A 14,079-nucleotide genomic window follows, 5' to 3' on the forward strand; every position below is an offset into this window, starting at 1 on the left:
TACGATTATGTGCGTTCCGGTTGCGGTCGTCCTGCCGCTCCCCGGAGTGCGCCCTCTTTGAGTTCGCGAGCCTTCGCTTCGAGCCGGTCGGCCACGGTGTCGGCCGAGTCGCCGTTCTCGTGGCCCTCTGCGACGATATCGACCAGTGCGGAGCCGACAATGATACCGTCAGCGCCGGAAGAAACGATACGTTCGGCGTGGTCACCAGTCTTGATACCGAACCCGACGGCCTTTGGCACGTCCCAGTCTGAGAGCCGGGCCAACGACTCCTCGGTGGCGTCGTCCACGTCCTCTCGTGCGCCGGTGACACCCAGACGCGCCTGGACATAGACGTAGCCCGACACCTGTTCAAGCATCCGTTCGAGCCGGTCGCCCTTCGTCGTCGGCGCGACGATGAACACCAGATCGAGGCCGAACTCGTCACAGGCCGTCCGGAGCGGGCCGGCCTCCTCCCCGGGCAGGTCCGGGACGACGAGACCCTCAATGCCGACCGCAGCGGCCTTCTCGACGAACGGTCGCGGACCCTCGCTCTCGCCGTACTGGTAAATCAAATTGTAGTAGGTCATACACACCAGCGGCACGTCCACGTCGAGGTCCTCGACGAACTCGAAGAAGCGATCGGGCGTCATCCCGGCTTCCAGCGAGCGGACGATGGCGTTCTGGATGGTCTTGCCTTCCGCAATCGGCTCGGAGAAGGGCAAGCCGAGTTCGATGGCATCCGCGCCGCCGCGGGCCAGCGCCTCGACGTATTCTAGTGACGCCTCGTAGTTCGGATCGCCGGCCGCGAGGTACGGGACGAAAGCGGGCTCGTCGGCGAACGCGCGTTCGAGTCCCATCAGAGGCCACCCCCGCCGACGCTGTCTCGTGGCTCATCGCCGGTCGACTGTGACGTGGGGCTTCGCCCCACGCTATCGAAGATAGACATATCGGGCGCGATATCGAGGTCTCGCTTGCTGGTCTCCTCGATGGCTATTTCGAGGTCCTTGTCGCCGCGGCCGGAGACGTTGATGACAACGGAGTCACCGACTTCGTCGTGGTGCTCTTCGAGATAGCCGAAGGCATGGGCCGTCTCCAGAGCCGGGATGATACCCTCGTCTTGAGAGAGGCGGTGGAACGCCTCCAGCGCGGCGTCGTCGTCGACGTTGACCGGCGTAACCCGGTCCTCGTCGACGAGGTGGGCGAGTTCCGGGCCGACACCGGCGTAGTCCAGCCCCGACGAGACGGAGTGCGATTCCATGATCTGGCCGTCGGAGTCCTGCAGGAGCTTCGTGCGCGCGCCGTGAAGAACACCCTCGTCGCCGGTCGAAAGGGTGGCGGAGTTCGGTGCCACGCCTTCCTCCTCATCGACCTGCAGCGAGGAGCCACCGGCCTCGACGGCGTAGAGGTCGACGCCAGTGTCCTCGATGAAGTGCGCGAACGTCCCCATCGTGTTCGAGCCGCCGCCAGCACAGGCCATCACGGAATCGGGCAGGCCGCCCATTTTCTCGATAGCCTGCTCGCGGGCCTCCTCGGAGATGACTGCCTGAAAGTCACGCACCATCTTCGGGAACGGGTGCGGACCGACGATGCTTCCGATGACGTAGTGGGTGTTCTCGACGGTAGTCGCCCACTCGCGCATCGTCTCAGAGATCGCTTCCTTGAGCGTGCCCCGGCCAACGGTCACGGGGACGACCTCCGAGCCGTTTATTTTCATCCGGAAGACGTTGGGGCGCTGTCGCGCGATGTCGGTCTCGCCCATGTAGATCTCACAGGGCATGTCTAAGTGAGCTGCCGCCATCGCCGTCGCCGTGCCGTGCTGGCCCGCGCCGGTCTCGGCGATAATCCGCTCTTTGCCCATGTACTTCGCCAGCAAGACCTGCCCGAGCGCGTTGTTGAGCTTGTGTGCGCCGCCGTGAAGCAGGTCCTCGCGCTTGAGGTAGACGTCCGTGTCGTACCGGGCCGAGAGCTGGTCCGCGTACTGCAGCGGCGTCGGTCGGCCACCGAAGTCGGCCAGCCGTTCCCGGAACTCGTCCATGAAGCCGTCCTCGTTTTCGAGCACGTACCGCTGGTAGGCGTCGGTCAGCTCCTCGATAGCTGGCATCAGTGCCTCGGGCACGTACTGTCCACCGTACTCGCCGAACTTGGGATCGTATGCGTCGTCAGTGCTCATGTGTCTGTAGTTGTCGTCTCAACCGCATCAGTGTCCGCGCGTGTCAATCGCCGCGTGTTTGCTTCCACGTCCGTCGCCGCGTCGTGGTCCATGATCGCCGAACCGATCAACAGGGCGTCCGCACCGGCGTCGCGCATCCGCCTGACGTCGTCCGCTGTCTGTATGCCACTTTCAGCAATGAGTGTGACGCCCTCTGGAACGTCTGGCGCGACGGCTTCGAACGTTCCGAGGTCGACCGCCAGCTCGCCGAGGTCGCGGTTGTTGACGCCGATGATGTCCGCGCCGGCGTCGAGCGCTTTCTCGACCTCTGCCGCGGTGTGAGTCTCGACGAGGACCTGGAAGCCACGCTCGCGCGCGGCCGTGAGGAGATCCGCGAGGTCATCGGTCCCGTCCGCTTCGAGAAAGCGGACGATGAGCAGTATCACGTCCGCTTCGACCACATCCAGCTGTGCCTCGTGAAGGATGAAGTCCTTCCGCAGGACGGGCACGTCGACGGCGTCCCGCACAGCTTCGAGCGTCGCCGCCGACCCGCCGAAGTGGTCCGGCTCCGTCAGCACCGAGAGCGCCGCCGCGCCGCCCTCGACCATCTGTCGTGCGAGGTCGACCGGGTCGTCGGTCCGCTCGCCGTCCGCGGTCGGACTCGTCGGCTTGATTTCGGCGATGACCGGCGTCCGCCCGGCGTCTGCCGCCGCGTCGAAGGCGTCGGGCAGCGAACGGGCCGTCACCGATACCCGGCCTCCGCTGCCACCGCGCTCCCGCGCCGCGTCGAGAATCGATTGAACCGCTGGTGCTATCTCCTCACTGTCGCCCATTACTGAACACTAACGTACAGAAGTGTACATAAGAGTTGTCCTATTCTCTCGGGGGAGCAGAATACAAGCGAACCAGCAGGCTGTCAACCATGGCACACTTCTATACTCTTCCGCGTTAACTGTTCACACATGTCGTTCCAGACAGCCATCCGACCGGCCGAATCGATGGATATCGCGGATATCCGCCGGGTCGCCAGAGCCGCGTGGCACGCGGTATACGACAATGTCCTCGGGAAAGAGACGGTGAACAGTCTCCTCAACGAGGGGTATGCGCCGCCGCTGTTGGAGCAGATGATCGAACTCGAAGAAGTCGGTCTGTTCGTCTCTACAGCCGACGATGACGTAGTAGCGTACATGAGCTGTGGGATGACGGACGCGACCGGCTTCGGCGACCTCGACCTGTACGTCCATCCAGACTACTGGGGCGAAGGGATCGGGACGGAGCTGCTCCATCGGGGCGAACAGCACCTGCACGAACTTTCGGTGCGGAAGATCCGCGACGAGGTGCTGGCCGAGAACGAGGTCGGCAACGCGTTCTACCGCTCCCACTTCGAGAAGGTCGGCGAGCGGACGACCGAGGTCGATGGACAGCAACATCCGGTGAACGTCTACGAGCGACGACTGTAAACGGCATCCGGTATTCACACCGCGTGTGTGACTCACACGCTCTCGTAGCTCGTGTAACAGCGTTTAAGCCGCTGAAACCGCTTCGTCGGTGCAATGAGCTACAAGATCGGACTCGTCGGCAAGCCCTCTGTCGGCAAGTCTACGTTTTTCAATGCGGCGACGATGAACGATGTGCCGGAGGGCGCGTACCCGTTCACGACAATCGACCCCTCGATGGGCGAAGCGTACGTCCGCGTCGACTGTGCGGCCCCGGAATTCGACCACACCTGCACGCCCAACCACGGCTACTGCACGGAGGGCGTCCGGTTCGTCCCGACGAAGCTCGTCGATGTGGCCGGCCTCGTCCCCGGCGCACACGAGGGGAAAGGGCTGGGGAACCAGTTCCTCACGGACCTCAACGAGGCCGACGTGCTCGTCCACGTTGTGGATTTCACCGGCGAAACAGATCTTGAAGGGGAACCCACCGAGGACCACGACCCGCGAGAGGACATCGACTTCCTCGAAGACGAACTGGACATGTGGTATCTCGACATCCTTGAGAAGGGCATCGAACGCTACCGCTCGGGCTACCACGGCGAAGACAAGGCCATCGAAGACGACCTTGCCGAGCAGATGTCGGCGTTCAAGATCAACGCCGACGAGATCAAACAGGTCGTGCTCGCGCTGAATCTGGAACTCGACCCCGACGCCTGGGACGACGAGGACAGAGAGGCACTCGCTCGGGAAATCCGCATCCGGACCAAGCCGATGCTCATCGCGGCGAACAAGATGGACACCCCGGAAGCCCAAGAAAACTGGGAGACCGTCACCGAGGACCCGGAGTACGAACACCTCACGTTCGTGCCCGTCTCGGCCCATGCTGAGAAGGCGCTGAAAAACGGCAACGAGCAGGGCGTGCTTGACTACCGACCAGGCGACGAGGACTTCACCGTGACGGCGGACCTGCCAGAGGAGAAAGCTGCGGGGCTGGAGCAGATCCGGGACTTCGTTATGGAGTTCGGCGGCACGGGCGTCCAGCAGGCCCTCGAAACCGCGCTGTTCGAGGAACTGGGGGCTATCGCGGTGTTCCCCGGCGCTCGCAAGCCACAGGAGGACGGGACCTTCCTGCAGGACTGTTTTGTCCTCCCCGATGGGTCGACCGCCGAGGACTTCGCATACTTCTTGCACACTGACATCGGCGAGGGGTTCCTCCACGCGCACGACGTGCGAACCGAGCGACAGATCGGTGCTGACACCGAACTCGACCACCGCGACGTCGTCGAAATTACGACAACGAACTGATACTGTAAGATTCACCGCTGATACTCTGGGGATGCGATTTTTTAAACGCCGGTGTGAATTTTTCACATGCACCTCGTACGACCCCGTTCCGTTGTCTATTTGACAGCAGCGCCGAGGCGATTTCAATGACGACGACGGATGATTCGACGGGCCCGCTTGGCCGACTTATGCTTGCGGTCGGCACTGTGCCGATGACGATCGAACCGTACCTGCCGACGCCGCTCCGCCGGACGTTCAGCGCCCGTGTCTTCCTGCTGGCAGCAATGTCGATTGTGGGCGCACCGGCGCTGGCTGTCGTGCTGTTTTCCTCCGTGACAGCCGCCGCGATATTCATCGGGTTCGTCGTCGCCGTGACCGGTTTTCTGGGCTACTGTGAGATGTACCGCGCGATAATCGAGATCAACCGAAAGGCGACGGCAGTCGACAACGGCCAGTACGACATCGACTTCGGCGTCGACCGGATCGACGAGGTCGGAGACGCGTACACGAAACTCGAACGGGCCGCGACCTCGCTCGGCCAGAGCATCCAGGAGGCAAACGACGCACAGGAACGCGCCGAGGAAGCGCGCGAAGCAGCCGAGGAGGCCCGTGAAACCGCGGAGTCTGAGCGCAGCGAGATGGAGGCGCTGAGCAGTCACCTCGAACTGAAAGCGACACAGTACCGAACAGCACTCGACGACGCAGCCGCCGGCGATCTGACTGCCCGCGTCGATACTGACAGCATCAGTGACGCCATGGCGGCCGTCGGGACGGCGATTAATGAGACGCTGGCTGCCTTGGAGACTGCCATCGGCAGCGGCCAGTCGACCTCGACACGTATCGCCACTGGGAGTGAAACCGTATTGACCGACGGCCAGCAGGTCCGTGACGAGACACAGTCCGTGGCCGACACCGCATCTGACATCGCCGACGGGGCAGAAACCCAGCGCCAGCAGCTAGACGATGCGGCGAGTGAACTCAGTGACCTCTCGGCGACTGTCGAGGAAATGGCGTCCTCCGTCGCCGAAATCGCCGACCAGAGCAACACTGCCGCGGACCTCGGCCGAGACGCTCAGCGGTCCTCGTCGGAGGCCCAAAGCGCCGTCGACGAGATCCGACACTACTCGACGAGCGCCGCGAGCGAGGTCAAGCAGCTCGACGATATCGCCGAAGACATGGCCGAGATCGTCGAAGTCATCGACGGTATCGCCGAGGAGACGAATATGCTCGCGCTGAACGCCTCCATCGAAGCCGCCCGCGCCGGCCAGGCGGGCTCGGGCTTTGCCGTCGTCGCGGACGAAATCAAACAGCTTGCGACCGAGACACAGGCCGCCACCGGCGACGTGGAGGACCTCATCGGCTCGCTGCGGTCGCAGGTCGGAACGTCCGTCGACGCCATGGAGACGATGGAAGAGGCTGTCGACCGCGGAAGCAGCACTATCTCCGAGACCATTACGACGCTCGAAGACGTGGTCGACGCCACTGTCGATGTCAACGGCGGCATTCAGGAGATCGACCGGGCGACCGACCAGCAGGCGACCAGCGCACAGGAAGTCGTGCGGATAATCGACGAGATCAACGATATCGCCGGGGAGACCGCAACCGACGCCCGTGAGATGGCAACGACGGTGGACCAGCAGGGCCAGACCGTTGCCGGGATGGTCGACTCGGTGGAGCGGTTCGCTGACGACGCCGAGACGCTCAACGACGAACTCTCACAGTTCGATACCACCGGGACCGACGGTGTGGATGCGCCGGCTGGCACCGAGTCCGCGATGAGCGACTGAGACGCGCCGGGTACTGGCTCTCGCGCTGTCGTCCAACAAGCAGCACGACTACAGCAAGAGGTGAGCCAGCAATGCGATGATGGCGATTTTCTTGACGAGGATGACGACGATGATCAGTTGCGTCGTCGACAGCCCCCGGACGCGTTCGATGCCCCGCCGGAGGAACGCGGGTGACTGCGCCAGTTCATCGACCAGCAACCGCCACTCCGCACGGAACGTCTCGGCCGCCGATCCTTCGCCGTCGGTGTAGGCGACCTCCGGCCGCGGGAGCCACTGGGAGCCGGTGTATTCGAGTTCGACCAGTGATCCCTCAAGATGACTGGCCTGCTCGAACTGCAGGCCGGTCGCTTCACAGAGCCGCTCGACCTTGGCGATGTCGCGGTCGCTGTCAAGGTCGTAGCGTCGCTGTATCGTCTCGGTCGCCCAGTCGAACTGAAACCGACAGACGAGTTCGCTCTCGCCGACCCACACGTCGACGACCTCGGCCAGTTCAACCGTGCCGGCCGTTTCTTTCCGCTTTCGCTGGAGGTGCTCGTACTCGGTGGGGGACTCCATCGAGGCCGTCACCTGGGTCTCCGTCTCGGGCATACCTTCTCGACACGAGTGTTTGTCTGACGACACTATACGTTTTCTCCCGCTGGAACGGCTGGGACTCCGTGACCGTGGCGAAACGAAGACCCGCCACCGACACAGTCAGAAGTCGACCGGACACCCATTGATCTCACCGCCACGCATCCCCTCGGCGAGCCAGTAAATGGAGAGGGTCAACACCACGAGCGCAAGCAACGCGAATTCCAGCCCGTCAAGCGGTAGAAACAACAGCGAGGTCGAGACGCCGAGCAGTGACAGCAGCCCCAGCAGCACCGCCGACCCACAGGCTGCACAGCCCGCGCCGAGCGTTCCGAAAATAACGCCCGCGACGCCCGCGCCGCCCTGCTGGAGGTCAAGTCCGTGCTCGCGGAAGTGGTACGTCACCAGACCGATGTCGACGCCGGTGAGGACGGCGACGACGAATAGCAGGATTCCCTGTGCAAGGTTGAACGACGTGCCGATGAACGGGTACAGTTCAGCGAGCACGCGCAGTCGGCTGGCAAGCGGGAGCGACCCACCGACCACGAGGTCAAGCACCAGCGGGACGTTCAGCGAGACGACGAACAGCGTCAGCGAGACGGCGGCAGCGATCACCGCGACCGCCGCATAGACCGGCAGTGTGAGCACGAGCCTGACCGTCCGGCCCATGAGTCGCCAGTCGCCGCGCGTCGTCGGCAGTCGGAGCCCGCGCGTGATGCTCATTCGTCGCGCTCTCCTAGTGCCTCCGCGATGAGGTCGTAACTGACGCTCCCGTTGACTTTCGTCACGAACTCACCGTCCTCGAACAGCAGAATGATCGGCGTCGTCTCACCCAATCCGGCGTCCTCGGCCGCCTGAATGTCGGCCTGGACAGCGTCGTCGTGTACCCTGTTTCGGGCGTCGCTTGCGACCGCCTCGCCGTCTACCTCGGTCTCCTCGGTGAGAAACGTCGCCGTCCGGTCCAGAACGTTGTCCGGGTCGAACGACGACTGCTCGGCGAAGTAGTGATCGAACAGCGACCAGTACGCCTCGCTGTCACGGGCGAACGTCGACTCCAGCGCCTGTGTCGCCGGCTCACCCCAGGGATAGATGACCGGGTACGTCCGGACGACATACGCGCCTTTGCCCGTGTCCACGATGTTCTCCCGTATGTCCGGGAGCGTGTTCTCGTGGAAGCGACGACACGTGGGACAGGAGGGGTCTTCGAACGCCAGGATGACGTGGCCACCCAGCTCGCCGCGGCGGGGCTGGGCGTCGAGGTCGGCGGCCGCCGGGTGGCTGTCAACGGATTCGGCGCTGTCCGCCTCGCTACTGCAGCCTGCTACTGCGCCGACGACACCCACCCCGGAAAGCGTGAGAAAGCGTCGTCTGTTCATGTACGACTGGTTGACCCGCGTGGGTTTAGCGTTTGTTCTACTGTGTGGCCCGATGAGTAACCGTCTTGTCGCCGGCGACGGTACCATCTGGCGGCCGATGACGACGACCCACAGGGCCGAGCCGGGGTGACTCTCCGTTGATGACGAGCCCTATGAGTGCCGAGGCCAGCTTTCTGTTCACACATTTGCGAGGAGAAGTGAACGAACGCCAGAGAAACCAATCAAGGGATAGAGACTCTATCTGGCATCTAATCTCAGTTGTCATCTCGTGGCTAGTAGCTATCGAAACCCACGGCTAACAAGCGAGCGGCCGACAGGATTCTAACCTGCCGTGAATCAAGGAAAGCGAATGGATTTGGTTGCGGGTTCTATTTCGACCTCACCGCCGATTGGAATAGGACACGTCGGATACGTGTGTCCGAACTCGCAATTGAAGACAACAGGTGCGTTCGGATTGTACGTTTCGAGGACATCAGCAATCGTGTCGCGCTGGCGCTCTCGATATTCCGCCCGCCAGTCTCGTGGGTTTTCTTCAGCGTGTGAGCGGGCACAGGCGCGTCCGACAAGCACACCGTCGAACCGTTCGAGAAGACCCCGTTCGCCGAGTGCCCGGAGGTTCGCACCGACGACAGCCGGGTCAGGGATCAGTTCGCTCGTCTCCAACGCAAGCACAGTGCCATTCAGTGCCTCGGGAGCAGGCAGGTAGCGGTCGGCGAGGAACTGCTCAACGAGGACTGCATAGCAGCCGCCCCAGATTCGACCCGAGACAGTCTCTTCACCACCACGCCAGATTCGGCCATCAGATTGTTCGATCTCGCGCGTGGTTTTGACTGACTCCGGATCTTCCCAGTTGCCGGACTCATCAGTGAACACGTCCGCTTCGGTCCACTCGCCGACAGAATCCTCGAAAAGCGCACGCCGCAGGTACTCTTTGGTGTAGTCAAACATCTCGCCATCCATCGCGTATTCGAGCAGGGTGGAGCCGCCGTAGTACGAGACGATCCCGTGGTTCCAGAAAAACAGAGCCAGATTCGTGTTGTCTGAGTACCCGTAGAATCGAGTCGGGTATTCGCGGAGTACGTCCCCATCGAGATACGGGAGCATCGTGATCTGATCGTGGCCTCCGATATTAGCGATCACGGCCGAGATGTCTGGGTCCCGGAAGGCGTTCATGACCTCTTCGGCGCGCGCCTCTGGATTGTCCGCAAGCCACTCCGGGTCGGCGGTCGCGGTCGGATACTCAACCGGATCAAGGTCGAAACCCTCACGCATTCGCTCAAGACCGAGTTCGTAGATGAACCGCGCGGACTCGGGTGCGTTTGATGCCGGCGCAACAACCGCGACCTGCTCACCGCGTTCGACAGGGGGTGGAGTAAGGAACTCAGGCACGGCTGGCATCTGTAGACCCGATTACATATTTCTTATCCAGCCATGTGCCATACTCTCAAGAGATCTAGAGACTCACAGAGCAAGCACGAGTGTGAAGCTCGGCATCTCTTTGCAACTGTACGAATTGCACATCGAAATTCGGTCAGAGCCAGCGATGTTGTTCACTCAAACCTCAGAGAACAGACGGGAAGAGTAACAAGAGGGACGTGTTACGGATTGAGCGACATCTATAGCCGCGCTAAATGTTCACTATGGATAATCGTAAGTCATGAGTGCCGAGGCTCTTTGCCACTTCCTAGCTGTGATTGAGGACGGTTCTCTGCAGGTATCTCTAGAGCTCAGTTGCCACCGACATGGGACGTATCTAGAACGAAAGTCACTGTGACCCCCCTCCTGTAGAAATGCTCTCTATGAGGATTTACCACGATTAGAAGCTAAATTATACACGGTTTTATTGTTCTAGTATCACTGCTGATATTCTCGGCAACGGCTTTTTGACGCTCATTAGCTACAGGTTGAGCAATGGAAGATGAAAGACAGCAGCCGTGGACTGGAAGCCGGCGGCGGGTGCTTGGAATGCTCGCGGCGGGGGGAGCGGCCACACTGGGTGGCTGTTCGAGTGGTGGAGACGCTGAATCAAGTACAGCCGAAGGTGGGAACGGAGCGGCCGGGTCAACCAACAGCTCTCAGTCAGTCGTTGTCAGTTCGAAAGGCTACACAGAGCAATTGAATCTCGGATACCTCGCCTACGAATTGCTCGCCAACAACACGGGTGTGAGTCTCGTAGATGAAACCGGCTTCGGCGGGAACGCTGCACACGCCGAGGCCTATCAGGCCGGGGACATCCACGCATACTACGATTACATGGGGTCGCTGTGGGCTGCGCACCCGCCCCAGCACGACGAAGCGACCTTCGAGACGCCAGACGAGCAGTACACCGCGTTAAAGTCCGAGATGGAATCAGAACATCCGATTCGGATCCTTGACCGCGCAGACTGGCAGAACACGTGGGCCGTGTTCATCCGCGAGGACGCTATCGAAGGGACCAGTATCGAGACAATCAGTGACCTCGCCGGCTACGTCAACGACGGAAACTACGATATCCGACCGGCGTTTGGCGACGGATTCAGGGATCGTAGCGACGGTTTCGATGCCTTGCTCGAGTACTACGGATTTGAGAGCGAGCACGTGGAGCGCTGGGAGGCAGAACAGGAGTTCATCGAGGCAGCGTCGGCGCAGGCGGCTGGCACGGCCGTCGACGAAGGCTACGCTGATCTCAGCTTCGGGTACAGCACCAGCGCGTGGCTCACAACCGTTGAAGATATCGTATACCTCGATGACGACCGGAATTTCTGGCCGTTTTTCCACCCGGTCGGCGTCGTTCACGAGGACGTCGCAACGGACGCCGTGGTGTCGGCACTGAACAAGATGCCGGACGCCATTCCTGACGCGAAAACGATGCAAGAGCTGAACAGTCACGCAACCGAGGTCGGCAGCCAGCAGGCGGTTGTTGAGCACCTCAAGGCCAACGGCTTCATCTGAATCAGTATGAACGAACCTACAACACATTCAGGCGACGGTGACGATGAATCAGCAGACGCGACAGAGTCAGCGGCCTCGAACACGACAGGGCTGGAGCGAGCGAAAGCCGTTGCGCTGCTGCCACTCCGATCGTACATCGTCAAGTTCGCTGTTGCGTTGCTCGTAATTGTGGTTCTCATTGCGGCCGGCGGATTCTGGGTGCAGGGGAACGCAACTGCCACACTCGAAGACGACACAGCACAACAGCTTGTGCAGGAGGTCAACGCCGAGTCCGGCCTGCTGAACGAGTGGGTTGAGCGGAACGAGCGGCCGGTGCTCGTCGCCTCAAACAATCCGTTGCTCGGTTTCAACACGACGCGCGAGGACCAGCAGGCCTACATGGAAAGACTGGCCGGAGACGAGCTACAGGCCGACCGCGTCGTTGCCGTCCACCTTGCAGACCCCACCGTCGGCACAGCGGGGGAGGCAAGGATTGTGGCGAGTACTGACGAAACGCTCCGCGGAACGCGCGTCACATCGGACGCACATCCGTGGGTCGACCGGACTCGGTCCATCGGCCGCGACACAGTGGTTTCATCGAACCCGTACACGAACGCGAACGGCAAGCGAGTGGTCAGTTCGATGAGTGTTGCCGCCGATTTCACCCACGTACTCGTGGTCGAGTACGACGCCAGCGACCTGAGCAAGCAGTTCAGCGCTGGTATCGATGGGACGTTCACGCAGGTTGTCCGTCCGACCTCAAGTTCGACTGAGGTGTTGTTCTCCGACGCCGGTACCAATGCTGTCGGGCAGCCGTACATCCCAAATCAGTCACAGGCCGATATCCCCGAGATCAGTACAGCTACTGAACAGGGTACTTTCACCAATACGCCAGCAAAGGAAGCAGTGCTTGACACCGATTACGTCGCCGCGTACGCGACCATCCCCGGAACAAACTGGGTCGTCATCAAGCACACACCTGCAGCGAACGCGTTCGCACTGAGCGAGCAGATCCGAACTGATATTCTGGCGTTCATTCTGATCGCACTCGGTGGTGTGGTCGTCATCGGTGGAACGATTGGACGGAACACGGCGACATCCGTACAACAGCTCTCCGCGGCCGCGACCGCCATCGAGCAGGGCGAGTACAATGTCGACGTTTCGAGCTCTCGCCGAGATGAGATCGGCCAGCTGTTCACGTCTATCGGGAGTATGCGCGATGCACTTGTCTCGAAAATCGACGAAACCGAAGCTGCCCGTGAGCAAGCAACAGACGCTCAGCAGGAAGCGGAGGAAGAGCGTGCGCGCGCTGAGCAGGCAAAGGAGGAAGCTGAAGCGCTTGCAGCGGAACTCGAACAGCAAGCAGAGATATACAGCGACGTGATGGAAGCGTGCTCAGACGGTGACCTGACCCGTCGTCTGCCCGAAAGCGAGACTGACAACGAGGCGATGGCGGCTATCGCCTCGTCATTCAACGATATGCTCGCACAGTGGGAACGCACTATCGTCGACATTCAGGAGTTCGCGGATACCGTCACAGCCGCGAGCGAGGAAGCTGAAGTCGGGGCGGCTGACGCCGAGCGTGCGAGCGGCGAGGTCAGCGAATCTGTTCAGGAGATCGCGGCTGCCGCCGACGAGCAACGCGATATGCTGGACACAGTCTCAGGAGAGATGACTGACCTTTCGGCAGCCATCGAAGAGGTGGCTGCGTCCGCTGACTCGGTTGCAGACCACTCGAATCAGACCGCTGACGTCGCCCGAGAAGGCGAGGACACGGCCAGAGACGCGCTCGAAAGTTCGCGCAGGGTACAGGAGGCAATCGACACGACTGTCGAGAACGTTGAACAGTTAGACGAGCAAATGGCGGAGATCAGCACCATCGTTGAGCTGATCGCTGATATCGCCGAGCAAACGAATATGCTCGCGCTGAACGCGAACATCGAAGCTGCCCGTGCCGACAAAGACGGCGAAGGGTTTGCCGTCGTGGCCGACGAGGTCAAGGAACTCGCCGGGGAAACGCAGGCATCCGCGACCGAGATCGAGCAACTCATTACGGACGTACAGTCACAGACGGAGACAACTGTCGACGAAGCCAGAGTGGCTGAGGAATCGATGGCAGAAGGCATCGATGCGGTCGAAGAAGTCATGGCAGCATTCACAGAAGTGTCGGAATACGCCGACAAGACGGACGCCGGCGTTCAGGGGATCAGCGACACAACCGACGACCAGGCCGCCAGCACTGAAGAAGCGGTGTCGATGACCGAGGAGGTCGCTGACCTCAGTGAATCTACTGCTGATGAGGTACAGAGCGTGTCCGCCGCCGCAGAGGAGCAAGCGGCCTCGATGTCGGAGATTAACGACAGCATCAAGTCGCTGAGCGGACAGGCCGAACAGCTCAAGACGCTACTGTCCGAGTTTGACGTCGCTATCGACGAAAGCCAGCGATCCCGAGACCGCTGATCGACAACGGAGCAGCCCCCGGCTGACGCTCGAAGCCGTCCCGTACACACGGCTTCCTGTACCGGTTCGCTACGTGTGTTGGTCGTGACGCGGGTGCGCTTTGCTACATATGTCGGCCCCAACGCTGA

The 14,079-nt window shown here is 61.5% G+C and carries 12 protein-coding genes; 5 read left to right on the forward strand and 7 right to left on the reverse strand.

Annotated features, from left to right (window positions below; genetic code table 11):
- Positions 1 to 5 precede the first annotated feature (5 nt).
- The 3 genes from trpA to trpC are packed head-to-tail and all read right to left on the reverse strand — an operon-like array spanning position 6 to position 2,961.
- Positions 6 to 836 (reverse strand): tryptophan synthase subunit alpha, encoded by an 831-nt coding sequence (gene trpA, locus IEY38_RS00985; protein WP_188974583.1) that lies wholly within the window; start codon positions 834 to 836, stop codon positions 6 to 8.
- A complete protein-coding gene (trpB, locus tag IEY38_RS00990; protein ID WP_188974585.1) occupies positions 836 to 2,149 on the reverse strand; it encodes a tryptophan synthase subunit beta in 1,314 nt (437 codons plus the stop codon). The genes trpA and trpB overlap by 1 nt, the downstream gene beginning before the upstream one ends.
- On the reverse strand, positions 2,146 to 2,961 hold the full coding sequence (gene trpC, locus IEY38_RS00995) for an indole-3-glycerol phosphate synthase (RefSeq protein WP_188974587.1): 816 nt from the start codon (positions 2,959 to 2,961) through the stop codon (positions 2,146 to 2,148). The genes trpB and trpC overlap by 4 nt, the downstream gene beginning before the upstream one ends.
- A gap of 129 nt (positions 2,962 to 3,090) precedes the next feature.
- On the opposite strand from trpC, the gene IEY38_RS01000 reads away from it, so the two are divergent.
- The 3 genes from IEY38_RS01000 to IEY38_RS01010 all read left to right on the forward strand — a co-directional run bounded on the left by IEY38_RS01000 (position 3,091) and on the right by IEY38_RS01010 (position 6,635).
- Positions 3,091 to 3,588 carry a GNAT family N-acetyltransferase gene (locus IEY38_RS01000; protein ID WP_188974589.1) on the forward strand — a complete coding sequence of 166 codons (498 nt, stop codon included), beginning with the start codon at positions 3,091 to 3,093 and terminating at the stop codon, positions 3,586 to 3,588.
- Between the two features lie 93 nt (positions 3,589 to 3,681).
- Positions 3,682 to 4,869: a redox-regulated ATPase YchF gene (locus IEY38_RS01005; RefSeq protein ID WP_188974591.1), complete on the forward strand. Its 1,188-nt coding sequence runs from the start codon at positions 3,682 to 3,684 to the stop codon at positions 4,867 to 4,869.
- Between the two features lie 125 nt (positions 4,870 to 4,994).
- Entirely contained in the window at positions 4,995 to 6,635 is a 1,641-nt protein-coding gene (locus IEY38_RS01010) for a methyl-accepting chemotaxis protein (RefSeq protein WP_188974593.1), read from the forward strand.
- Positions 6,636 to 6,683: 48 nt separating this feature from the next.
- On the opposite strand, the gene IEY38_RS01015 is transcribed toward IEY38_RS01010, so the two are convergent.
- From IEY38_RS01015 to IEY38_RS01030, 4 genes are all read right to left on the reverse strand, one after another.
- Positions 6,684 to 7,223: a hypothetical protein gene (locus IEY38_RS01015; protein ID WP_188974595.1), complete on the reverse strand. Its 540-nt coding sequence runs from the start codon at positions 7,221 to 7,223 to the stop codon at positions 6,684 to 6,686.
- A 105-nt stretch (positions 7,224 to 7,328) separates the two neighbouring features.
- Positions 7,329 to 7,928: a hypothetical protein gene (locus tag IEY38_RS01020; protein ID WP_188974597.1), complete on the reverse strand. Its 600-nt coding sequence runs from the start codon at positions 7,926 to 7,928 to the stop codon at positions 7,329 to 7,331.
- On the reverse strand, positions 7,925 to 8,581 hold the full coding sequence (locus IEY38_RS01025) for a thioredoxin domain-containing protein (protein WP_188974599.1): 657 nt from the start codon (positions 8,579 to 8,581) through the stop codon (positions 7,925 to 7,927). The genes IEY38_RS01020 and IEY38_RS01025 overlap by 4 nt, the downstream gene beginning before the upstream one ends.
- Before the next feature lie 336 nt (positions 8,582 to 8,917).
- Positions 8,918 to 9,979 carry a S66 family peptidase gene (locus tag IEY38_RS01030; RefSeq protein WP_188974601.1) on the reverse strand — a complete coding sequence of 354 codons (1,062 nt, stop codon included), beginning with the start codon at positions 9,977 to 9,979 and terminating at the stop codon, positions 8,918 to 8,920.
- Positions 9,980 to 10,492: 513 nt separating this feature from the next.
- Between IEY38_RS01030 and IEY38_RS01035 the strand changes: the two genes are divergently transcribed.
- On the forward strand, positions 10,493 to 11,512 hold the full coding sequence (locus tag IEY38_RS01035; protein ID WP_229775194.1) for a glycine betaine ABC transporter substrate-binding protein: 1,020 nt from the start codon (positions 10,493 to 10,495) through the stop codon (positions 11,510 to 11,512).
- A 6-nt stretch (positions 11,513 to 11,518) separates the two neighbouring features.
- The gene (locus tag IEY38_RS01040; RefSeq protein WP_229775195.1) at positions 11,519 to 13,951 is read left to right on the forward strand and encodes a methyl-accepting chemotaxis protein; all 2,433 of its coding nucleotides are present in this window, start codon (positions 11,519 to 11,521) and stop codon (positions 13,949 to 13,951) included.
- The last annotated feature ends 128 nt before the right edge of the window (positions 13,952 to 14,079 follow it).

The organism is Haloarcula sebkhae, assembly GCF_014647415.1.
In the GTDB taxonomy this organism is placed as follows: domain Archaea; phylum Halobacteriota; class Halobacteria; order Halobacteriales; family Haloarculaceae; genus Haloarcula; species Haloarcula sebkhae.